At 33.4% G+C, this 20,406-nt stretch carries 25 protein-coding genes, 1 tRNA gene and 3 pseudogenes; 20 read left to right on the forward strand and 9 right to left on the reverse strand.

What is annotated here, in order from left to right:
* Nucleotides 1-54: 54 nt before the first annotated feature.
* The 5 genes from BR43_RS12650 to BR43_RS12670 all read right to left on the reverse strand — a co-directional run bounded on the left by BR43_RS12650 (nt 55) and on the right by BR43_RS12670 (nt 3,517).
* Nucleotides 55-1,290 carry a tyrosine-type recombinase/integrase gene (locus BR43_RS12650; protein WP_034562519.1) on the reverse strand — a complete coding sequence of 412 codons (1,236 nt, stop codon included), beginning with the start codon at nt 1,288-1,290 and terminating at the stop codon, nt 55-57.
* A 90-nt stretch (nt 1,291-1,380) separates the two neighbouring features.
* The gene (locus BR43_RS12655; RefSeq protein WP_034562521.1) at nt 1,381-1,662 is read right to left on the reverse strand and encodes a helix-turn-helix transcriptional regulator; all 282 of its coding nucleotides are present in this window, start codon (nt 1,660-1,662) and stop codon (nt 1,381-1,383) included.
* Complete coding sequence (locus BR43_RS12660) at nt 1,659-2,492, reverse strand: rolling circle replication-associated protein (RefSeq protein WP_034562524.1); 834 nt, start codon at nt 2,490-2,492, stop codon at nt 1,659-1,661. The genes BR43_RS12655 and BR43_RS12660 overlap by 4 nt, the downstream gene beginning before the upstream one ends.
* Before the next feature lie 201 nt (nt 2,493-2,693).
* Nucleotides 2,694-3,191, reverse strand: coding sequence for a hypothetical protein (locus BR43_RS12665; protein WP_034562525.1), 498 nt, complete (start codon nt 3,189-3,191; stop codon nt 2,694-2,696).
* Nucleotides 3,188-3,517 (reverse strand): hypothetical protein, encoded by a 330-nt coding sequence (locus BR43_RS12670; RefSeq protein ID WP_034559996.1) that lies wholly within the window; start codon nt 3,515-3,517, stop codon nt 3,188-3,190. Before BR43_RS12670 ends, BR43_RS12665 begins: the two co-directional genes overlap by 4 nt.
* A gap of 191 nt (nt 3,518-3,708) precedes the next feature.
* Between BR43_RS12670 and BR43_RS12675 the strand changes: the two genes are divergently transcribed.
* Nucleotides 3,709-4,563 (forward strand): helix-turn-helix domain-containing protein, encoded by an 855-nt coding sequence (locus tag BR43_RS12675; protein ID WP_034559995.1) that lies wholly within the window; start codon nt 3,709-3,711, stop codon nt 4,561-4,563.
* 90 nt (nt 4,564-4,653) lie between these two features.
* On the opposite strand, the gene BR43_RS12680 is transcribed toward BR43_RS12675, so the two are convergent.
* Nucleotides 4,654-4,929, reverse strand: a complete 276-nt coding sequence (locus BR43_RS12680; protein ID WP_034559994.1) for a hypothetical protein — start codon at nt 4,927-4,929, stop codon at nt 4,654-4,656.
* A gap of 119 nt (nt 4,930-5,048) precedes the next feature.
* On the opposite strand from BR43_RS12680, the gene BR43_RS12685 reads away from it, so the two are divergent.
* From BR43_RS12685 to BR43_RS12715, 7 genes are all read left to right on the forward strand, one after another.
* Nucleotides 5,049-5,273, forward strand: a complete 225-nt coding sequence (locus BR43_RS12685; protein ID WP_034559993.1) for a helix-turn-helix domain-containing protein — start codon at nt 5,049-5,051, stop codon at nt 5,271-5,273.
* Between the two features lie 70 nt (nt 5,274-5,343).
* Nucleotides 5,344-5,619: a YobI family P-loop NTPase gene (locus BR43_RS12690; protein ID WP_034559992.1), complete on the forward strand. Its 276-nt coding sequence runs from the start codon at nt 5,344-5,346 to the stop codon at nt 5,617-5,619.
* A 305-nt stretch (nt 5,620-5,924) separates the two neighbouring features.
* On the forward strand, nt 5,925-6,176 hold the full coding sequence (locus BR43_RS12695) for a hypothetical protein (RefSeq protein WP_034559991.1): 252 nt from the start codon (nt 5,925-5,927) through the stop codon (nt 6,174-6,176).
* Between the two features lie 12 nt (nt 6,177-6,188).
* Nucleotides 6,189-6,551: a hypothetical protein gene (locus BR43_RS12700; protein WP_034559990.1), complete on the forward strand. Its 363-nt coding sequence runs from the start codon at nt 6,189-6,191 to the stop codon at nt 6,549-6,551.
* On the forward strand, nt 6,542-8,311 hold the full coding sequence (locus BR43_RS19210; RefSeq protein ID WP_051933811.1) for a T7SS effector LXG polymorphic toxin: 1,770 nt from the start codon (nt 6,542-6,544) through the stop codon (nt 8,309-8,311). The genes BR43_RS12700 and BR43_RS19210 overlap by 10 nt, the downstream gene beginning before the upstream one ends.
* A gap of 4 nt (nt 8,312-8,315) precedes the next feature.
* On the forward strand, nt 8,316-8,939 hold the full coding sequence (locus BR43_RS12710; protein ID WP_169741056.1) for a TipC family immunity protein: 624 nt from the start codon (nt 8,316-8,318) through the stop codon (nt 8,937-8,939).
* A gap of 108 nt (nt 8,940-9,047) precedes the next feature.
* Entirely contained in the window at nt 9,048-9,341 is a 294-nt protein-coding gene (locus tag BR43_RS12715) for a hypothetical protein (protein WP_034562529.1), read from the forward strand.
* A gap of 203 nt (nt 9,342-9,544) precedes the next feature.
* On the opposite strand, the pseudogene BR43_RS19635 reads toward BR43_RS12715, so the two are convergent.
* Nucleotides 9,545-10,687, reverse strand: a pseudogene (locus BR43_RS19635) (IS3 family transposase).
* 53 nt (nt 10,688-10,740) lie between these two features.
* On the opposite strand from BR43_RS19635, the gene BR43_RS20625 reads away from it, so the two are divergent.
* The 7 genes and pseudogenes from BR43_RS20625 to BR43_RS20345 all read left to right on the forward strand — a co-directional run bounded on the left by BR43_RS20625 (nt 10,741) and on the right by BR43_RS20345 (nt 15,319).
* Nucleotides 10,741-10,863: a hypothetical protein gene (locus tag BR43_RS20625; RefSeq protein ID WP_281173950.1), complete on the forward strand. Its 123-nt coding sequence runs from the start codon at nt 10,741-10,743 to the stop codon at nt 10,861-10,863.
* A 192-nt stretch (nt 10,864-11,055) separates the two neighbouring features.
* A complete protein-coding gene (locus tag BR43_RS12730) occupies nt 11,056-11,262 on the forward strand; it encodes a hypothetical protein (RefSeq protein WP_342668049.1) in 207 nt (68 codons plus the stop codon).
* 128 nt (nt 11,263-11,390) lie between these two features.
* Entirely contained in the window at nt 11,391-12,209 is an 819-nt protein-coding gene (locus BR43_RS12735) for a hypothetical protein (protein WP_034562533.1), read from the forward strand.
* A gap of 165 nt (nt 12,210-12,374) precedes the next feature.
* Nucleotides 12,375-12,917, forward strand: a pseudogene (locus BR43_RS12740) (antirestriction protein ArdA).
* A gap of 217 nt (nt 12,918-13,134) precedes the next feature.
* Nucleotides 13,135-14,728: pseudogene (locus tag BR43_RS12750) on the forward strand (ATP-binding protein); the annotation flags it as partial.
* 14 nt (nt 14,729-14,742) lie between these two features.
* Nucleotides 14,743-15,051, forward strand: coding sequence for a site-specific integrase (locus BR43_RS20340; RefSeq protein ID WP_211252928.1), 309 nt, complete (start codon nt 14,743-14,745; stop codon nt 15,049-15,051).
* Nucleotides 15,041-15,319: a hypothetical protein gene (locus BR43_RS20345; protein WP_211252929.1), complete on the forward strand. Its 279-nt coding sequence runs from the start codon at nt 15,041-15,043 to the stop codon at nt 15,317-15,319. The genes BR43_RS20340 and BR43_RS20345 overlap by 11 nt, the downstream gene beginning before the upstream one ends.
* Before the next feature lie 169 nt (nt 15,320-15,488).
* Here BR43_RS20345 and BR43_RS12760 read toward each other — a convergent pair.
* A tRNA-Arg gene (locus BR43_RS12760) sits at nt 15,489-15,565 on the reverse strand.
* A gap of 74 nt (nt 15,566-15,639) precedes the next feature.
* Between BR43_RS12760 and BR43_RS12765 the strand changes: the two genes are divergently transcribed.
* From BR43_RS12765 to BR43_RS20205, 5 genes are all read left to right on the forward strand, one after another.
* Entirely contained in the window at nt 15,640-16,899 is a 1,260-nt protein-coding gene (locus BR43_RS12765) for a T7SS effector LXG polymorphic toxin (protein ID WP_034562536.1), read from the forward strand.
* Nucleotides 16,900-16,910: 11 nt separating this feature from the next.
* On the forward strand, nt 16,911-17,357 hold the full coding sequence (locus tag BR43_RS12770) for a DUF4279 domain-containing protein (protein WP_034562537.1): 447 nt from the start codon (nt 16,911-16,913) through the stop codon (nt 17,355-17,357).
* Nucleotides 17,358-17,395: 38 nt separating this feature from the next.
* The gene (locus tag BR43_RS19215; RefSeq protein WP_051933951.1) at nt 17,396-17,950 is read left to right on the forward strand and encodes a hypothetical protein; all 555 of its coding nucleotides are present in this window, start codon (nt 17,396-17,398) and stop codon (nt 17,948-17,950) included.
* A 90-nt stretch (nt 17,951-18,040) separates the two neighbouring features.
* Nucleotides 18,041-18,319 (forward strand): ATP-binding protein, encoded by a 279-nt coding sequence (locus BR43_RS19220; RefSeq protein ID WP_051933952.1) that lies wholly within the window; start codon nt 18,041-18,043, stop codon nt 18,317-18,319.
* Between the two features lie 684 nt (nt 18,320-19,003).
* Nucleotides 19,004-19,144: a hypothetical protein gene (locus BR43_RS20205; RefSeq protein ID WP_034562538.1), complete on the forward strand. Its 141-nt coding sequence runs from the start codon at nt 19,004-19,006 to the stop codon at nt 19,142-19,144.
* Nucleotides 19,145-19,296: 152 nt separating this feature from the next.
* Here BR43_RS20205 and BR43_RS12785 read toward each other — a convergent pair whose 3' ends face one another.
* On the reverse strand, nt 19,297-20,268 hold the full coding sequence (locus BR43_RS12785; protein WP_034562540.1) for a tRNA dihydrouridine synthase: 972 nt from the start codon (nt 20,266-20,268) through the stop codon (nt 19,297-19,299).
* Between the last annotated feature and the right edge of the window lie 138 nt (nt 20,269-20,406).

The following is a 20,406-nucleotide window of genomic DNA, read 5'->3' on the forward strand; positions in this document are numbered from 1 at the left end:
GCGTTTTGAAATGGAGCGTACCTTACCTTGTACAAGGCTTCTTAAAACTAGTAGTTAATTTGCTTTTTTTGCTTCTTGTAATCGTTGTTCAAATTTTTCATAAGTGGACAAATCAACAATATTTGGTGTATTTACATAAATTTCTGTTGTCTTGGTATCAGAATGGGTCAAGGCTCTGGAAATTTGTTCCATTGTGGCACCACCTTCATATGCTAAGGTGCTGAATGTATGTCGTAGCTTATGAGGTGTTGCGTGAACCAAATAGTTATGTCGACGTTCAACTGAGTTAATACGATAGTTGAGATAGTCCATATGCACAGGAACGTTGATATCTCCTTTTCGGTTAGTACAGGTAAAGAGAAACTGTTCAGAATTCTGCTTTATTCCAATTTTTAACAGGTCTTGAGCTTGTTCATTTTTCCATTTAGTTAGTAGCTCAATTAGTGAAGCAGGTAGATGGAACTTAGTGTTTTTTCTACCTTTAGTAGGAGTTAAATTCCCCATCTTATCTTTACTCTGAACTAAAAGAATGGTCTCTTTTTCTAAATCAATATGTTTCCACTGCAAAGCATAACTTTCACTTTTTCGGTCACCTAAATTTAGCGTTAAAGTAAATAGAACAAAATCTTGGAATGTAAGAAGCTTGTCATTAAAATCTTGTTGGATAGCTTGAATCCAATCGAGAAGCTGTTCTGCTGTTAAAGATTCTCCTTTTAAAATTCTTTCCATTTTTCTACGCTGTTTTAATGGGTCTCCTACATAACGAATAATTTTAGCGATACGGTTATATTCAATGTAATCAAGAAGTTCTGCAATATCAAATAGCTGGTTTACATAACTTTTAACTGTTTTGATATTTGCATACTTTTGAGCTTTAGCATTTAATTTACGTAGAACTAAATCTTTGTTTGTATTTAACTCTAGGAGAGAGTAACTGCCGAACATTGGGAGAATATGCAAGCGGAATAGGTCTTTTGTATTGAGAATCGTTTGTTCTGCTGGAATGGTTCGATTTCTACCACTAGAACCGTTACAATACATATCTAACCAAACTAGCTCGTAAAAGTCCTTAAAAGACATATTTGCTTTTAATTCAAAAGCTCGTTCATGTTTTTCAATCTGAACCTTTTCAATCTTTTTAAGAATGTCTTTTTCAGCTTGCAGAGCTTCTTTTTTAGAGTCATATGTTTTTCTGAATCTCTGTGAAGTAACACCAAGGATTTCTCTTACTTCTTTAGGATAAAACACCTCAACTTTGTAATTTCCACTATTCATTTTTGTGATTGCCATTAATTTTTTCCTACTTTCTTACGTGAATCAGAACGTAGAAAGACTACAGTTTGATTATAGAACAAAATTTTCATTTGTAAATCTTTTTTATTAACTTGATTGAACATGTTTTTTTAACCACTTGTCAATTTCTTGCTTGTCATAAAGTATGACCCCATTAATGTTAATACGGGGAAGTCCTTCTGTAATTAGTTTATCAATCGTATTGTTGGAAAGGTTCAGATATTGGCACAATTGATTCTTTTTAAGATAGCGTTTATTTAGTCCTAAATCGATTTGAAATTGCGTGACTTCATTCTCTAATAACTGATGAATACTTTCCTGTAACCTTTGTTTTTGAGTGTCAGACAGTAAAATAGTGAGTTCGTTCATGTATGTGTTCCTCCATGTTTTTTGATTTTTGTATAGCGAACGTTTCGTTCTTCAAAGCCTATTTCTTTGTGTGGAATACCTTGTTCATCCCAAGTTTGAAAGAAGATAGGACTTTTTCGTACATAGTTGTTTGTAAATAGTATTTCTTGCTTGTCTATCTCATAAGGTTGATTTGTTAGTCTTTTGATTTCAATAGGTTGCGTTAGATTTTGAGATTTGAAGAACGCTTTTTTCTTATGTTCCTTTAGCTCTAAATCTTTATCGAAATACTTGCTTACATATCGCCCTCTATTTTCAGCGCTGTCCACATCAATTCGGTTAATCCCTATGATTCCATGTCCCCAGATATTTACAAGTTGAGAGTGAGGAAGGTAAGGGAATCCGAATAAAATAATATGATAATGGATAGCACCACGTTTTTGTTTTTCCCACGTAGCTAGATATTTAATTTGGGATTTCTTAGTTTTGTATAGTTGGTAGTTTAACCGTTTCATAAATTTTTTGAACTCACTATTTGTATAGGCTATGTCTGTTATGTTTTCTTTAAAGGTTAGGGTTAAGAATTTCGTTTGGTTATCAAAGTTAGTATCAATTAGTCTGGCAACGGCAAAGCGTTGGTTTTTATAGTGTTTTTGCTTTCTCTTTAGGCTATCATATTGTCCTTGTGCAGTTAATTCATCAAATGTGTATTTGGTATTTTTCAGCCAATCAGGCGTTTCTTTCTTTTCAACGTTGTCTTTTTTTCTTTTTGATAGTATAGGTTGTTCATATTCCCAAATTTCAATATACGTAGGTGTTTCAATGATTTTTTGATTGTATCCATGTAGCAATCTTAATCACTCCTACTAAAGAAATTGAGTTTTGTTATTGATGATGCAGTTGTCAAAGAACGAGTTTAAACAATCTTTTATTTTTCGCCAGATAGTGTTCTATAAATCAAGTTAAGTAGGAAGAAACGCTTCGCTTTTTCTTCCAGACAACCCATCCATCGTGTGGCTATTTTCGGACAGAATGCGGTCTGGACTTATGTCCTACCGCTTCCGCCGAAACCACCCGCTGGAAGTATTGTCTTGCTCATATATTTCATCTTTTTTTTGATGTATATCCTTATATTGATGAGTTAATTCTTGGCAATGAATAGCCAACTTGTCTATATCATTTTTGATTTCCTTTAAGTTAGTTTCTACCTTTTCCCAAATAACAGCCATCAATTCATGATGATTCATATTGTTGTATTTATCATCCGTATCAAAGAGTTGACGTAGTGTTTTGTCACGTCCAAGAGTAGGCATTAAATGGACACCTTTTTGAAGTAGTTGAATTTCAGATGTCGAAAAAGTTCTTATTTTTCGGCGATTGCTAGATTCGATACCTTTATTAAAGTTTGTAAAAGTGGCGTAATCATAGCGGAATGTATAATGACATTCTTTTTGAATGAAATTTGCCCAGCTATTTAAGGTGGATAAAGAGTGAAGCCCTTGTATTTTTTCAAGGGCTTCGTAAGCAGTAAAGTAATTAGTAGTGCTCATTTTTTATTAACCAGTGTGGCAGATTTAGCAGAAGCGGTTAGACCATAGCTGATAAAATGTCCATTTGCACGTCCCCATGGAGTAATGGTTAATTGTTCAAATGTAATGATTGCCATTCCTTCTTTTCCTAAATCTTCATTCGAGATAACAGGAAATTCTGAGGCTACTTTTACGCTTACTTTCTCAAAACGTAATTTTGGAAGAATGCATTCATAGTTCCAGCCTAAGACTTCTCCATCTTTTTGCCACTTGGTTACTTGTACAACTTGGTAGTCACTTTCAAGTTTTGTTATTGGTAAAACTAAGTCATTGATTTTAATTGCCAAATTAGATTCCTTCTTTCTTTTTGTGTAAACGATTTTGTATACGATGAGTTTAAAAAAATGTAGGGTACCTCTACAAATTGAATTATATACGATTGCATACACGAAGTCAACAAGTAAATTGAAAAAAATATACGATTTTTTATACGGTTGTGATATACTCATATGGAAGACGTATTTAGGAGGGATTAAACATGTTTGAATTGCTGAAACCAAATAAGGAAAAAGTTGGAAATCGCTTAAGAATGGTAAAAGATGAATTAGGTTTGTCTTTTACAGAGTATGGAAATAGATTAGGCTTGATTAAACCAACCATTAATTCATATGTACGAGGATATTCTCTAGCGCCATTGGAAGTAGTTAAGAAGGTTTCTAAACTTAGCAATAAACCAGTAGGATGGTTTTATTTTGGTGAACTTGAAGAGTATATCCAAGATTATTTAGTATTAAAAGGACATCAAGTATTACTTAATGACCATCCAGATGTACCAGCGGAAATCAAAAAGGAATTTTTAACGGGTAGCTTCAAAAATCCTGGTTGGGAAAATGAAGTAGGTTATCCAGTTGAGGAATTTATGGATGATTGTTTTGCGGAGATTCACCAGAAGCTATTAAGAGAACATATTCAAGAATTATCCTTAATGTATCTTAAAAAGAATGCTGAACTAGATGAAGTAAAGAGATTGGATGCCAGTATTTTTATTACATCAGAAATGATGGGTTATTATGAAGCAACAAGAGATTTTGACTATGGCGATACAGATAAAATGATGGCTTCTATACAGAATTTCTATGAGAGTAATCTAAAGGGGGAGGATCTCTCTTTTGATGATGGTTATCTCGTTGGAAAATTAATCAATATCCTTGCAGATAGTAATAAGACAGAACAACTGATTTCAAGTTTGTCTGGCGAATTAACAGGGAAAAAATTCTCGAATGCTTTTGGAGGAGACGAGTTAATAAGTACTTTTCAATCTTTACGACCAGAGTTGTTAAAGATATATGCAGAGAAAACCTACGAAGATTATTATGACTGGTTTGAAAAATAAATGAAGATAGATAATGAACAATTGAATAAGCCAACAGCAACTATATTTACTAGTGTTGCTGTTGGCTTATTTTTTTTAATGTAGTGATTGTTACGTTAAGGAATCTTCTGATTCTAAGTGACTATAATTTACTCCTTCAGAAAATCCTTTTCTATATATATTTATGTGTACATATTCAGCAAGTTGAAATTTAATTTTTTTAAGAATCTTTTTATTAGTTTCAGTTGGATGTTCTAGTACTTTAGTTTCAGCAAAGTTAATTTTTTGTCTCATAAGCAGATATTCTTCATCTTCTTGTATAAAGTGAGATAAATAGTCAAGATAACTTTCTTTAAAAATTTGTTGTAATTCTTTTTCTAATGTCATTGTCGTTCCTCCTATATATTTATTTGAACAATCCATGTCTATGCGAACAACACTCTGGGAATATTATACTATATCATGTTCATATAGACAACAAAAATAGGGTCAATGGAGGAAACTTAATGTTGGAAGATACTCATGATAGAAAAGTGGAAATACTGATTAATAATTTATTGGCAGAACGTAAGATGTCTTTGAGAGAACTTGCACGTTTGTCAGGAATTGAGCCATCTAATTTAAGTAATCTTGCAAATGGTAAAAGAGAACGAATTTATTTGGAGCATATTGAAAGAATTGCGGATGCGCTGGAGATTGATGATATATCAAAGATTCTAAGACTTAAGTAGTTAGTATCGATAATTCGTACTATTTTTATTGATTAAATTATAATTAAATAGGTTTGATTAGGAGGAATATATGGTAGATTTAAAATTTGAAAAACTAACACCCGATAAAGATGTAGATATTTCTTCATACGAAGAAGCTTTAAATTTTTCTTTTTCTAATGAAGATGTAACAAATGTTGCTTTGACGGGTTCATATGGTGTAGGTAAAAGTTCAATAATTGAAACGTATGAAAATAAGCATCCTGAAAATAATTATTTGCATATTTCTCTTTCACATTTTATTGACGTCATTTTTTGCTTAAAAAGCGTAATTCTTTACGATTTATTTGACATGTCAAAAGATTAAAGCACATTAAATAGCTATTTTTATAAATAGGCTCGGAATATCACACCATTTAAAAAGGTAGTTGACAATACTATATTGCAAGCGTTGTGTATTGTCAGCGCAAAGTATAGCCTATGTTTACTTTTCTCAATTTTCCTATTTCGTTTCTCTACTGTTCTTCCATATTGACAATCTCCATATATTAATTTTATATGCTGAGAAATAAAATATTTATCAATTTTTTACAATATGTAGATATTTTTTGATATACTGGTTTTATAATGAATTAAAAAGATCTATATTAGAGATGATTGAAGGAGGAATCTATGGTGAAAATTGCTTCGAATATTGACGTAGCTAATAAAGCAGTTGCAGGAGTAAAGTCAGTAATACTTAATAAAGGGCAACAAGTAACTTTGAGAAAAAGCACGGTTTTGAGTATGAAAACAGGGACAGAAGTTAATAACCAACTGTTATCAGATTTATCTCAACTGGTGGAATGTGTCTCAACTCAAAGTGAGAAATTTCCTAAGATTGCAGAGCTTATTGCCCTTCAAGATAGCCAGATTAAATTTTAAGGGGTGAAAACATTGGAAAACAAAAAGAACGAGCAAGATAGAGCTAGTTACAATCAATTGATAATACAAAAAGAAGATCAAATGGATGAACTTACAATTGAAAAAAGAAAAATAGGCGAAGCTATTCAAACTCTAGAGGAAGATCTTCACAGAGGCTTTCAAAATGTGGCTATGTTAAATGATGAAGCAGCACGATTTGGAAATGTTGAAAATAATCGGCTACAGCGCCATGATGAGGAACAATCGAGAATATTTCGGCAGCTATTACAAGAGTCAAACGAGCAGATTGAAATAGGCTATCATGTGGGAAAGAAGAAAATAGGTGAAGAGCGAGAGGCACTTTATAAGAAACGGGGTGAGGTTCCTTGGGATTAGTTTATTCAAGTAGTGAGTCCGCCGAATTAATTCAAGTATTAACAAGTAATTTGGCAAGTGGAAAAGAAGCGACCAATCAATTAAAGGCAGGAAGCCAACAAGTGGTCGCTGCAGTAGATAGCCATACATTAGCCGGAGCTGCCTATACTGCTGGAAAAGGACTGTTTAGTGATTTGATTATTCCAACGATTACACGGGCAACTACTGCTTGTGAATCAATAGAACAAGAACTCCAACAATATAATTCAGCTGATCAAAGCATTTCGAGCGAAGGTTATTTGGATGAAGATATTTTAACGCAACAAATTGCTACAAAAAAAGCTATGAAGGCGTCAGTTAATTTTGCTTCAAATGTGGCAAAAACAGCAGTCAGAAGTAATCCTGTGGCAGCCATACTAGATGCGTTGCTTGACTTTCAACGTAATTTAACTCATATGTCTGAAAATATTCAAGATGATATTGACCAATTGAACAAGAAATTAGAAAAGTTGTATAACTTTTCTTCGCAAACAAATGGATTGTTTAGTAACAGTCTAAATGATATGAAGATAGTGATGCAAGGTATTCTAGTATTAGATGGAACAATCGTAAATAATGATGGAACATATACATTGCCTATTGGGGCAGATAAAAGCTGGTTTACGACGCTACAAGACGGAACAAAAGTGAAAAATATGACACAAAAGCAAACTTATATTCAATCATTACAAGAACAATTTGGGTTTGACGAAACGACCGCTAAGCAAATTTATAAAATAAAGGAAGGGTTAGATAAAAAGTTTCCTGAATTATCTCAGAAAGAAAGAGATTATTTGTTTACAAGAATTCTTGGAGAATTTAGTTATAGCGACGGCATTAAAAATGTGCTGATGTGGAATAATACAGCAGGTGGATTAGGTGTATATTTCTACGATGAAATTAAACACTATACAGGAGAAATACTAAAATCACCTAAAGATTTAAAAGCCATATTATCTGATTTAGGCCTTTCTGAAAGGGAATACAATGAATTGTATTATAACTTGGGACTACAGCATATATTATCAGCTGGTAATGTAACAGCCGATAAATTAAATCCGGAAGCATATGCAAATGCTAAAAAAAATTATGAAATAGCATATGGTAAAATTAGTGTTGAAAAGTTTACTCAATTTTGGAATCAAAAATTAAGTGATTTTAACAATAAGGGAGATTTTACTCACCAATCCATTACGACTGCAACAATACTTGATGAGAATTTACGCTTAGCTAATATGAGCGGCGTTGTGACGGGACGATTCGACTCAAAAGCTGTAGATGAACTCGCTGGTTGGAGAGGAGACACAACTAAAGTTCCAGCAGAAAAGCCAAGTATTGGTAACGATGACTATAAAGCAGACTTAGATGCAATAAATATTACACAAAGAATGACTAAAAAAAATGTAAGTTATGCCCAAGCATCGAATGACTATTACAATGAGCTGGCTAATGGTCAGACGAATCGTGCGAAGGAATTCAAAGACAACTCTGGTTATGATTATGTAAAGAATGAAATTCTGGATGACTTAGCGCCTAAATACGAATATACTGTTGGAGATACAAAGTACCAAACGAAATATGAAGAGCGACCAGATGCGTATCATGCAAATACTAAACGAAATCTTACTGAACAAGAGAAATTGAATTACATGAAAGAGCATTATCCTGCTTCGTATAACTTCATTGAAAGCTTGAAGAATAATGAGAATGAGTATACAAATTATGCTGACAAAGGAAGTTAATCAGATGAGAAAGCCTATAAAAATAGTATTCATTCTACTAACTAGTTTAATTGTTATACTTATTTCAATAAGTATCTACAATAGAGTTAAAATACAAAATATTTTTGATGAAATTTATTATGATAGTAGAAATGCTTCTGGAGATGGGTTTGATAAAAGATCTAGATTAGGTAACATTAAGGGAATGTCTTCCAATGCAACAAACTTGACAGGAATAGCTGCTCCAGAAGGAGAACGAGCAATCATGGAAGCCTACACAGATGAAAGTTTAAAAGCGCCGATGAAGTCTTTAAGGATAACAAATAATAGTACAAAAAAAGAATTACGAATTGGTTATTCATATGCTGTGACAAAGAACCTAATGATTTTTTTTGACAATGTTTATAATGTAAAAACTAGAAAGTTAACAAAAGTCATATCTTTTGTAGAAGTAGATTCTGGCAAAAGGATAACAGACCAGAAAGAAGTTAGGGATACATTAAAGACTTACAAGGTAACAGATGAACAATTGACAGCGTGGGATCATCAAGGAATGGACAAAGTGTTTCTTAAAGATTGGGTATCTGTTTATCCAAGCAGATATTCACCTGAAAAACTTGGGAATGTAAGTGTGAAAACAGAATGGTAATAATTATCTTATTATAAAACAAAGCTTGCGTTGATATACGTAAGCTTTGTTTTATATAAGGCGCATTTTTAAAATTAGATTAGTATTTATTACCGTAGGAGGAATTAAATGGGATTTTCATTGGATGTATTTGTTATCGGACAGGAAGAAGAAGAAGAGTATCAAAAAACAAATTCATTTTGTGCAGAGAAGCAATACGAATGGACAGAAGAAGATATGTTAGAAGAACAAAAGAATGTTGAAAAATCAGATAAAGCAGATAAAGCAGTTAATGAGATATCTTTTCCTTTTTATGAGAAAATTATTGGAAAATGGTACACTCTTGGAAAAGAGGAAGACGGGGAAGTATGGTGGGCTTCGGGACTCATTGATACAAATTACCTGTATCGGCATCATGGTTAACTGATGGGGAAGACGTTGAAGCTTTTTCTCCAGTGATTGTACAGGCTGAATATCAAGAAGATTTAGAAAAACTTTTGGAAGAAATGATTGCGTCCTCTCCCGTCAAATCACTTATAATCCGACCCAGATATCAGAGTGGAGAAAATGAAGTAGTTCAAGGAGTGGATAGATGTCAATAAAGTAGACACAAAAACAGATACAATTCAGGTAGAGCCAAAATAGATTTTTTCTTTTTCATTTGGTGTCATCATATTGTTTGCTGAATGTGGGCGTTTTGAATTGTAAAAACCCTCTATATATTCAAAAGAAGATTGTTCCACTTCTTGGATTTTTTTAAATGTTCTACGATTAAGTTCTTCTTTTTTCATATATTTGAAAAAGGATTCGTTTACTGCATTATCCCAAGGATAGGCTGCTTTAGAATAAGAGGGAACGAGGTTATGATTATCTAAAAATTGACGGACATTAGTTGCACAGTATTGGCTTCCACGATCTGTATGGAATAGAACAGGATCTTTGGGGTTTCTTTGATTCACAGCTGTTTCAAGTGTCTCAAGGACTAAAGAAGCTTCCATAGTTGGACGAACGCGCCATCCTATAATTTTTCTAGAAAATAAATCTAAAATGACACAGAGTTAAACAAACCCTTTATTAACAGGAATGTAAGAAATATCGCTCGTCCAAACTCGATTCGGTTCAGTCGAATTGAGTTGTTGGTTTAAGTGGTTTGAGTAAGCTAAAGAAGCCTTTGGTTTCGCATATAAAAATTTTGGCTTAGTTGTAGACATTTTTGGCAAATCCATTGATTTCATTAATCGGTACACTCGTCCAACACTAATGAAAATTCCAAAATCACGCTCAAGAACAACTTTTATTTTCGCAGCACCTAATCGTTTTTTAGAATCCATATAGATAGAAAAAAAATGGTTTGTCGAAGCTGTTGATTTTCAACAGTTCTAGGAGCAGGAGTTGGGTCAAAGTGTTTATAGTAGGTACTTCTATTTACGTTTAAGACTCTACAAAGGCGCACAATAGAATGATCAAAACGTAATAAATAAACCGCATCTAATCGTTGTTTGAGTGTGGCGTGAAGATGGCAATCGCTTTTTTAAGATGAGGTTTTCCTCTTCTAATAAAGCGTTTTTCTTCTGTAAATCTTTAATCTGTTTAGCGGTAAGGATGGAACCATCTTCAATTTGAACTTCAGAATATTGTTTTATCCAGCGGGATAAAGCGGTAAAGGAAACGCCATAGTCTTTACACAACGAAGTTTGTGTTTTACCTCCATGGTAAAGAGTAACAAGGCTTTTCTTAAATTCTTCATCATATTTTTTGTAATTGGACATTTGAATCATTCTTTTCGTTTTAGTGTCTACTTGTAAACAGTATACCATTAAAAATGCTGTCTACTTTATTAGTATATATCCAAGCGTTGAGTTATGAAGAAGCGAATGTGATTAGTTTGGAAGAGGTTAAGACTATGGAAGTGATTAAAGAACCTTGGGAGTGGGACGAAGAATAGGTGATAGGGTTCAAATAGATGAAATAAATTGAACTTATTGAAAAATATAGTCTTGTTCTGATTCACGTGTATTTTTGGGTACGTTGTTAGGTACGAGAGTATAAAAACGTGTTAAAATTCGTTGAAATCGTACTTATTGAAATATTGCTTAATCTATTGCTGTTAAAGGATTTTTAAACTATTTGAAAAATTTTGACACAGAACTGGTTTTTAAGCAATGCACAATCTCTAGTATTACTAGCAATTGTAGTCATTGGACTTTTCTTAGGATTCAAACGAGAATTCTCAAAACTGATTGGATTCTTGGTTATTGCACTAATCGCTGTTGGATTAGTATTTAATGCAGGAGGTGTAAAAGACGTACTGCTCAATATCTGTAATCAGATTATTGGAGCTTAGAATAAGAATACTTCACCAATAGGTATGAATCATGTTATAATACCTCATAGATAAATCGTAAAAATTTAAATTGATGAAAAAATTATGCTAATATAACGAATATACAGCAAGAAAGAAAAGTGTGAAAAATGAAATATAAATTATCGTTAAATGAAATTGAAGTAATGAATTGGGATGAATCAGTACTCATCGCATCTATAAAGGAACTAAAGAACGAAGATTTTATAGTTATAGAAACGGAACCCCCTTTAAACAACAGTACATTTCTTCAAACAATGTATGATGAAGGAGAATATACTGTTGAAATACGTTATGAACTTGAGGAAGATTTTAAGCAGTATAGTATAGTGGTAAAGGATATAGATATGGTAATAGAATTATTTAAAGAATATTATAATCAAGAGCTACCTAATATATCATCATGGGAAGATATCAGTGCATATATGAAAACATATATTGAAAGAGAATGTATGGGTGTCACAAAAGAAATGTCCCATCCAACTTTTTTAGAATGTTTTCAAGATGATATATATTATAGTCAGGAATGCGAAGAAGGTCCATTTGGTTCTGATACTGGATTTGATGTATTTAACTATATTCAAAATGAAATAAGAAAAGATGAGGATTGTGAAAATGAAGAGGAATATGATTGGGATGACTATCCAAAATCGTTAATGGAATCTTTATTCAAAGAAGAATATATAGAACCGAGTACAGAAGTGAGTGACGAAGATTTAAAAATAAAAAAAGAGATATATTATTCGAGTCAGGTTTGTATCTCTGTTGCTTTCACTCTAATTAAAGTATACGGGGAACTATCGGAAGAACTTATGAAGCAATGTATTTTAGCAGTTGAGCGTTTAAATTATTACTACCGTTTATCTAATGGAACATCTAATGTGAAATTTGTAAAAATGTTAGATGATTTGCACACTTTTACTGAATAACACAACTTAGTGAAGAACATATGCAGCTACATTAAATGATTTTTCTATAGAAATAGTTATATCGATTTGTTGTGTAACTGCATGGTTGATTGGTGAAAAGATAAATTCCAATTTGTAGAGGAGTACAACAACTGAATATCTAAATTTGTATGTAGTAAGTCTATTATGATTTGCTACTTTTTTTGTACCAGAAAAGAGGTGATTACGTTGGAAATGCAAGTATACATTGCTAACTTAGGCAAATAGAACGAGGGAGAACTAGTTGGTGAATGGTTCACCCCTCCTATCGATTTTGATAACGTAAAGGAGCGAATTGGTTTAAATGATGAGTATGAAGAATACGCTATTCATGATTATGAGCTACCCTTTGAAATTGAAGCGTATACACCAATCAGCGAAATAAATCGGCTTTGCGAGATGGTGATGGAAGTAGAGGGTACAACTCTCTACAATGTACTATCAGAAGTGCAAAGTGAGTGGTTTAACAGTTTGGAAGAATTACTAGAACACTTTGATGACATCATCAGTTATTCAGACTGTAATTCTATGGAAGATGTTGCGAGGCATTATGTAGAAGAATCAAATGCATTTGGCGATATTTCTATGAAGATACAAAACTATATTGATTATCAATTACTTGGGCGTGACATGGAACTTGAGGGTGACTTTTTAGTAACCTCTCATGGAGTATTTGAATATTGCAGATAACATCTAGTTGTTTTTTGAAGAGGTTGGGTGCAGGGAAAAGCCTTGCAAAACTATAAGCAGCCGCTGTCTAATGAAGATGGTTTTTGCCATATCATAAATGTGCGAAAAATAGAAAAAGTAAATCTACTTGTTTTCAGTTTTCGGCACGAAAAAGCTCATGGCAAAAAAAGAAACAGTCAAGGATACAAGGTGGAGATTTTTAGTATAAAAATACGACAGCTTCTTAAGTCCAGAAGAAAAGTATCAAGTGCATGATAACTTCCGACAACTGATTGCTCAAAATCGTAATGGGAAGATTCATGCTTTACAGCTTAGTACAGAATCCAGTATCAGAGTCACACAAGAACGCTCAAAAAAGGAGGTCACTGGAAAGTTAAAAGAAGTAGCATACAAAAAAATAGAGGAACAAAGCGAAGCGTTAATTTCGATGATTGGTGACAATCAAGTAGATTATCTCTTTTTTATTGGCTTTAAACTACTGCTAAACGAGCAAGAAGTATCGCTTAAGAATATAGCTCAAGAAATAGCTAATACATTACAAGATTTTGTTCATGGAGTAAATCATAAGCTCATGGGTGATTTTGTATCTATGAGTAATGATGAAATCTCTCGTTTCTCTAAGATGGAACAATTATTAGAGAATAAAATATCCAGACGATTTAAAATAAGAAAGCTAGATAAGAATGATTTTGGTTATATCATTGAACATTTATATGGGCAGACTGGTACACCATATGAAGAATACGAATACCATCTACCGGTGAAACATCAAGAGACAGAAACTTTGGTGAAGAGATACGATATCTTAAAACCTACTCGCTGTCTTGTGGAAGAAAATCAGCGATATTTAAAAATCAGTCATGAAGATAGTACAATCTATGTCGCTTACTTCACCATCAATTCTATTGTGGGTGAACTAGACTTTCTTAGTAGTGAAGTCTTCTATTATCAGCAACAACAATATACATTCCCAATCGATACGAGTATGAACGTAGAAATCGTCACAAATAAAAAAGCACTCTCTACTGTACGTAACAAAAAGAAAGAATTAAAAGACCTAGATAGTCATGCGTGGGAAAGTGATAATGAAACAAGTACGAATGTTGTTGATGCTCTGGATTCAGTAAGTGAGTTAGAATCTAACTTAGACCAATCTAAGGAATCTATGTATAAGTTAAACTATGTCATTCGAGTATCAGCAAAGGATCTTGACGAGTTAAAAAGACTTCTAAGACGATTTGTCGATTAAGCTCGTGCGTCCTTTTGGTGATATGTTAGGTCTACATGGTGAATTTCTTCCTGCCAGTAAACGCTATAGGAATGATTATATTCAATACGTCACAAGTGACTTCTTGGCAGGATTAGGGTTTGGAGCAACTCAAATGCTTGGTGAGAAGGAGGGTATTTACGTTGGCTACAATTTAGATACAGGACGCAATGTCTACTTAAAACTTAGTCTAGCCAGTCAAGGATTGAAAGGTTCTGTAACCAATGCTCTAGCTTCTGCGTTCATTGGTTCTCTTGGTGGAGGGAAATCATTCGCTAATAATATGTTAGTTTACTACGCTGTATTAAACGGTGCACAAGCCGTTATCTTAGACCCAAAAGCTGAACGTGGAAAATGGAAAGAAGCTCTACCAGATATCGCTCATGAAATCAATATCGTGAATCTTACAAGCGAGGAGGAAAACAAAGGTCTACTAGACCCATATGTTATCTTAAAGCGACCAAAGGACTCTGAAAGTTTAGCCATTGATATCTTAACGTTCTTAACTGGTATCTCCAGTCGTGATAGTGATAAGTTCCCATTGTCTTTCCTCTTATTATGGCTAACATCCACACAAGGCTTGTGTTAAAAAAGCCGAAAACTAAGTCAAGTATTCGTAAGATTTGGTTACCCAAAACGTTAGCCTATATCTTAATTGAATGGAAAAAGTCACAAGAAGAGATAAAAGGATTCTTGGGCGATGAATATCAAGATTACAATTTAGTTGTTGCATTAGCTAATGGTAGACCTTGTGAAAATAGAGTGTTGGAAAAATCATTTTTAAAATTAAAACAAGATGCAGAGCTTCCAAACGTTGTATTTCACTCTTTAAGGCATTCTAGTACAACCTACAAGCTTGAAACTTAATCATGGTGACTTAAAGGAAACACAAGGTGATACAGGGCATGCAGAAATCGATATGATTACTAAAGTCTATGCTCATATTTTAGATGAAGATAGAAAGGTAAATGCTCAAAAATTCGAGAATGCTTTCTATGCCACTAACGTAGATTTAAGAAATGTGCGTCCACCAGAAGAAAAGCAAGAAGCCAACCTTGATATAGAATCACTCATTGAGCAACTGAAAAAATCACCAGAATTAGCTAAGACACTACAACAGTTGATTAATAGCTAAATGTTGCTAATGTTCCAATTAGCAAGAATGCAAAATTGATTAGCAAATTATTGTAAGGAGTTCGTTTCCCAATTAGCAAATTATGATTTCATCAATCAGCATATTACAGATAAAATGATATAAAAAAATTCGCAAGAAATTTTTATATTCCTTGCGAAATTGCTTTTTCTGGCGTGCCTAAGAGGATTTGAACCTCCGACACCCGCCTTAGGAGGGCGGTGCTCTATTCAGCTGAGCTATAGGAACAGATTAAATTTTGTAAACCTCTTTTAGGGAACGACCATCGTACCCTTAGGAGGAGTTGAGGAAGGAGGTAAATAGTGAAGATTAGATATGAGGAATTAAGTGATGTAAAAATGAGCATTGGTTCTGAACGTCAGAATGCTGTTCGCGGTTTTAATGCAGTAACAAATGCTATTCAAACACTAGATGATAATGATAAAATAAAAGGAACGGGTTGGGATTCAACAATCACTCATCTTGAGGCCTATAAAGAAATAGATAAAACGATGTTTCACGTCTATTATGAAATGGAAAACAGTTTAGGCAGTTACTTAACTGATTTTGTCACAGAAGTGGAACAAACAGACGAAATGTTAGATACAAGTAAATTAGGCGATTTATATCGGGAATTACAAGTTGTACAAACGGACTATTTCAATTTGATGAGTCGTTTAGCAGAATCCATGAAAGATGTGCCGGTATTAGGTGACTGGTTTAAGCAAGAAAGTACACAACCGATTCAAGATGAGATTGAAATTTTGCAAAAATATGAATCCTTCGAGTCAAGCCATGCTTCACACTATTCAGAGTTATCTAGCCTCATTGTCGATGTGAATACAGGTTTGGCTCAATTAGGAGATCCCGCTAACTTTATTAGTCCTCAAAAAGGGTATAATGCAGTAGATTATAGTAAAGAAAAGTGGTATAAAAATTTAAAAGGATTTAATGATAGTCAGCCGGAACAGCGTATTGAAACGTTCTCAAGGGTGGATGAGAATGGAAATATATCGTATGTGGTCTTAAAAAATGGCGTAGAGGATAAAGAATTAAGCCTAAAAATGACAGAAGCTATGGAAGATAGCTGGTTTGATAAAAGTATAGATGCAATTTCTAAATTTTTGGATGTAGTTGGAAATGTTGTTAAGACAACACTTGGAGTTGTGACGACAATTACTGGAATTATAGGAACAATTGGTGGGTGTGCAGTAGTGACATTGTCGACAGGAGGTATGGGAATACTTGTAGATGGTGTTATTGTAACAGAGGGAGTTGTCGTAACAACGACAGGAATTGCTATCGCCATTGATGGTATTAACGGTTTAACTACAAGTGATTTTGCTTCAAATGGTGGGGCAGGAGAAGAGCGTAGTTTAAAAACTATAAAAGGGAATAAGGCTGCAAATGAGCAATCTCAAAAACAAGGGTATGATGATGCTCACGACTTCAAGCAAACGTTTGTTCAGAAAAGTGATATCTCTAAATTTGACATATTATGGGATAGCAAAACAGGAGAAATCTTTTTAAAATCTAAACAAGGAAATATTCTTGTTGAAACAGGACATTTCTTTATAAAATAGTGGAGGAAATTATGAGAAAATTACCTAAAATTAGAATAATATTTGCTGTATCAGGCAAGAATTTCGACTTAAATGAAATGACAGATAAAGTGAAAGTTACTCCTACAGAAACACGAACAAAAGAAGAGTGGCCAGATGTAATTAAAAATAACCCTAACTTACCAGAGGAATTAAGACCTAAGAATGAGTGGTCGTATGAGAAAGTTTTTTATGGTATGAAAGATTTAACACTAGCTTATCAAGAAATATTGAGTAATTTTAAGCCGAAAGTTGACATTTTAAATCAATTAGCAAATGAAGAGCAAAGAGAATATGCGGTGGTGCTGTGCATAGATTGCTATAATGGAGACTTTCCTGCGCTTGTAGTGCCAACTCCGATGATTCATTTTTTAGATTCTATTAATGCGGAAATTAGTTTTGATATTGTCACTTATGAAAATGAAGAGGATGAAGATTAATATTCTATAAAGAGTATTAAAACCGCCCGTAATGGGAATTGGAATTCAACTTTGTTTCAAATAATAATAGTTTAGACCTATTTAAACAAGTACTGAAATTATTAGAATTAACAAATGAAGAGGTTTCAGGCTGGCTTGAAAATTCATTGTACAATAATACAAATGAATGTTTTTATTCCAAAACTTCTTTAGAAGGATGGAATGGATCTAGTAATGGTATTTATTATTGGAATCCAGATGAAGATGTATTGAGAAAAGAAAAGGAAAATGTTTTATTAAAATTGAATGTAAAGGATTTTGATCTAAATAATCCTATGAAAAATTTGCAAATTGCTTCTTACTTGAAAATGATATATGAATTAAGGCAACATACAGTTCAGTATGATCATATTGCACCTTTACTCCATAGGATTGAATCTCGTGTAAATGATTTTTCAAAAGTCTTTAAAACAGTGCCTGGCGATGAAGAAATTTTTAACAGTACGGTTAATGTAGTATCCTTCAAAAACGTTAATCAAGATATGAAAATGATGATTCCGATGATTATTGCAAAAATGACATATGAAATTAATAGAAAAAAAAATAATGATTGAAATAGAATTTTTAATTTAATTGTTGATGAAGCACATAATATTTTATCGGACTCATCAAGTAGGGAGTCGGAGAAGTGGAAAGACTATAGATTGGAGGTTTTTGAGGAGATAATCAAAGAAGGAAGAAAGTTTGGATATTATTTGACAATATCTAGTCAAAGACCAGCAGATATCTCCCCTACAATAGTCTCTCAAATTCATAATTATTTTATTCATCGATTAGTTAACGATAATGATTTACGTTTATTGGATAAAAAGATGTCTTCATTAGATAGCGTTTCAAAAGAAAGTATTCCTAACCTAGCACCGGGACAAGTAATATTGACAGGTGTATTATTTGAGCTTCCAATAATCATACAAGTTGAGTAGCTAGATAGTGCGTTAGCACCAAATAGTGAAAATATCCCATTATTAGATATTTGGAAATTGAAGTAAGATAATAAGTTTATAGAATTTAATAATTAATATATAGTGAAATTTTTGAAAGTATGTAGTAAACTCTGTTAAGAAAAATCTTGGAAGGGAACCATTAAAATTTTAAAATGTAACTATTTTTTGCTATAAGAATTATAGTATTCTCTGATGTGCAATTAATTAATTTTGGTAATGAATATCTAAAATTCAATAAAAATTAGTGAAACAATTCCCTTTAAAAATATGTTGTAAATATCGATATTATAGTATTTTTCAACTCTATAAAATTCAAGAACTGCCAACCAATTCTTAAGAAAGTCCGTAAAGCTTCACAATTTACTGGAATCGTTGCGAATTTATGGCTTACGGACACAGTATGGGATGGAGGTTTTGCAAGAAATCGAGTACTATTCAATTTCAATTATAAATGTTTCAAGGTACTTTTCAACTATTGAGAATTTAGTCTTTGGAATAGATAAAGCCTAACTAAGGACAGTTCTATCAAAATTACTCATTATTTTCACTTATTTCGCACTATTAGGTTGCGAAGCGTCTTTTTTATTGCGATAATAGTCAAGCAGCCTCCTCTCGAAAGAATTTGGATGAGGAAAGTGTTAATTAGTGAAGGTGGTATGATGTATGGATACAAAAGCGAAAGAAAAAATGTTAGAGATCATTAAAAATAAAAAATCTATTGGTGGTGGCAGACCAAAAGGAATGCCTACACCAAAAAATGATCAAAAGAATATGCGCAAAGGACCAAAGATTTATAATAAATAAATTCTTTTAGGAAGAATATGAAGCACTTTCTCAATTGTGAGAAGGTGTTCTTTTTTGATAGGTGCTTTATTTGGGTCATAAAAGAAGGAGAATCATTTTTTAAACGAAAATGATTCTCCTTTTTAGTTTTTTTCTTTCATTTAGTCAAATTTTTAGATGTTGGATGTATGTTCTGGAAATTCAGCTAATAGTTGTCGCACTTCATCGGTGGATTTTGTATTCATTAATTGAACACGTAAATCGCTCGCACCGGCAAAGCCTTTTACATAGATTTTAAAGAAACGATGCAAGCCGACAATTGAGCGAGGGGCTAGTTCAGCATAGTGATCTTGTAAGTCCAGTTGCAAGTGCAATAATCCAAGTAATTCTTGCGGTGTATGTTCTTTTGGCTCTTTTTCAAAGGCATAAGGATTTTTAAAAATCCCTCGGCCAATCATAATGCCGTCAACACCGTATTGTTCAGCAAGTTTTACTCCAGTTTGACGATCAAGTATATCCCCATTAATCGTAATCAGAGTGTGAGGTGCGATACGATCTCGGATTTCCATAATTTGTGGGATGATTTCCCAATGGGCATCAACTTTACTCATTTCTTCTCGTGTCCGCAGATGAACCGATAAGTTTGCGATGTCTTGTTTCAATAGATGGGTAATCCAAGCTTCCATTTCAGATAGTTCAGCGTAGCCAATCCGCGTTTTGACACTGACGGGTAAGCCGCCCGCTTTGGCTGCTTCAATTAATTCTGCTGCGACTTCTGGTCGTAGGATTAAGCCACTACCTTTGCCACGACGAGCAACATTAGGAACTGGACACCCCATATTGATATCGACGCCTTTGAATCCCATTTCTGCTAATCCTAGACTCATTTCACGAAAGAACTTAGGATTATCTCCCCAAATATGGGCCACCATTGGCTGTTCATCTTCGGTAAAAACTAAACGACCACGGACGCTCTCGATTCCATCAGGGTGACAATAACTATCTGAATTCGTAAACTCAGTAAAAAAAACATCAGGCGAACCGGCTTCTTTGATTACATGGCGAAAGACGACATCAGTGACGTCTTCCATTGGTGCTAAAATAAAAAAGGGCTTTGGTAAATCGGCCCAAAAATTAGTTGTCATTCTATATACTCTCCATTCTATTACGCGCAATTACTTTCCAAAAAGGCACCATAATTATACTAAGAATAGTGAAAAGAATCAATGGACCATACTTGAAAACGCATACTAAAAAGTATTGACACATAGAAAAATTAATGA

It is taken from the genome of Carnobacterium gallinarum DSM 4847 (assembly GCF_000744375.1).
Lineage (GTDB): Bacteria > Bacillota > Bacilli > Lactobacillales > Carnobacteriaceae > Carnobacterium > Carnobacterium gallinarum.

Bases quoted from the DNA above. Each gene is read 5' to 3' on its own strand.
- BR43_RS12650 (WP_034562519.1), bottom strand. From the start codon at position 1,290: ATGGCAATCACAAAAATGAATAGTGGAAATTACAAAGTTGAGGTGTTT.
- BR43_RS12655 (WP_034562521.1), bottom strand. From the start codon at position 1,662: ATGAACGAACTCACTATTTTACTGTCTGACACTCAAAAACAAAGGTTA.
- BR43_RS12665 (WP_034562525.1), bottom strand. From the start codon at position 3,191: ATGAGCACTACTAATTACTTTACTGCTTACGAAGCCCTTGAAAAAATA.
- BR43_RS12675 (WP_034559995.1), top strand. From the start codon at position 3,709: ATGTTTGAATTGCTGAAACCAAATAAGGAAAAAGTTGGAAATCGCTTA.
- BR43_RS12680 (WP_034559994.1), bottom strand. From the start codon at position 4,929: ATGACATTAGAAAAAGAATTACAACAAATTTTTAAAGAAAGTTATCTT.
- BR43_RS12685 (WP_034559993.1), top strand. From the start codon at position 5,049: ATGTTGGAAGATACTCATGATAGAAAAGTGGAAATACTGATTAATAAT.
- BR43_RS12690 (WP_034559992.1), top strand. From the start codon at position 5,344: ATGGTAGATTTAAAATTTGAAAAACTAACACCCGATAAAGATGTAGAT.
- BR43_RS12695 (WP_034559991.1), top strand. From the start codon at position 5,925: ATGGTGAAAATTGCTTCGAATATTGACGTAGCTAATAAAGCAGTTGCA.
- BR43_RS12710 (WP_169741056.1), top strand. From the start codon at position 8,316: ATGAGAAAGCCTATAAAAATAGTATTCATTCTACTAACTAGTTTAATT.
- BR43_RS12715 (WP_034562529.1), top strand. From the start codon at position 9,048: ATGGGATTTTCATTGGATGTATTTGTTATCGGACAGGAAGAAGAAGAA.
- BR43_RS20625 (WP_281173950.1), top strand. From the start codon at position 10,741: ATGCTGTCTACTTTATTAGTATATATCCAAGCGTTGAGTTATGAAGAA.
- BR43_RS12735 (WP_034562533.1), top strand. From the start codon at position 11,391: ATGAAATATAAATTATCGTTAAATGAAATTGAAGTAATGAATTGGGAT.
- BR43_RS20340 (WP_211252928.1), top strand. From the start codon at position 14,743: ATGGCTAACATCCACACAAGGCTTGTGTTAAAAAAGCCGAAAACTAAG.
- BR43_RS12770 (WP_034562537.1), top strand. From the start codon at position 16,911: ATGAGAAAATTACCTAAAATTAGAATAATATTTGCTGTATCAGGCAAG.
- BR43_RS20205 (WP_034562538.1), top strand. From the start codon at position 19,004: ATGGATACAAAAGCGAAAGAAAAAATGTTAGAGATCATTAAAAATAAA.
- BR43_RS12785 (WP_034562540.1), bottom strand. From the start codon at position 20,268: ATGACAACTAATTTTTGGGCCGATTTACCAAAGCCCTTTTTTATTTTA.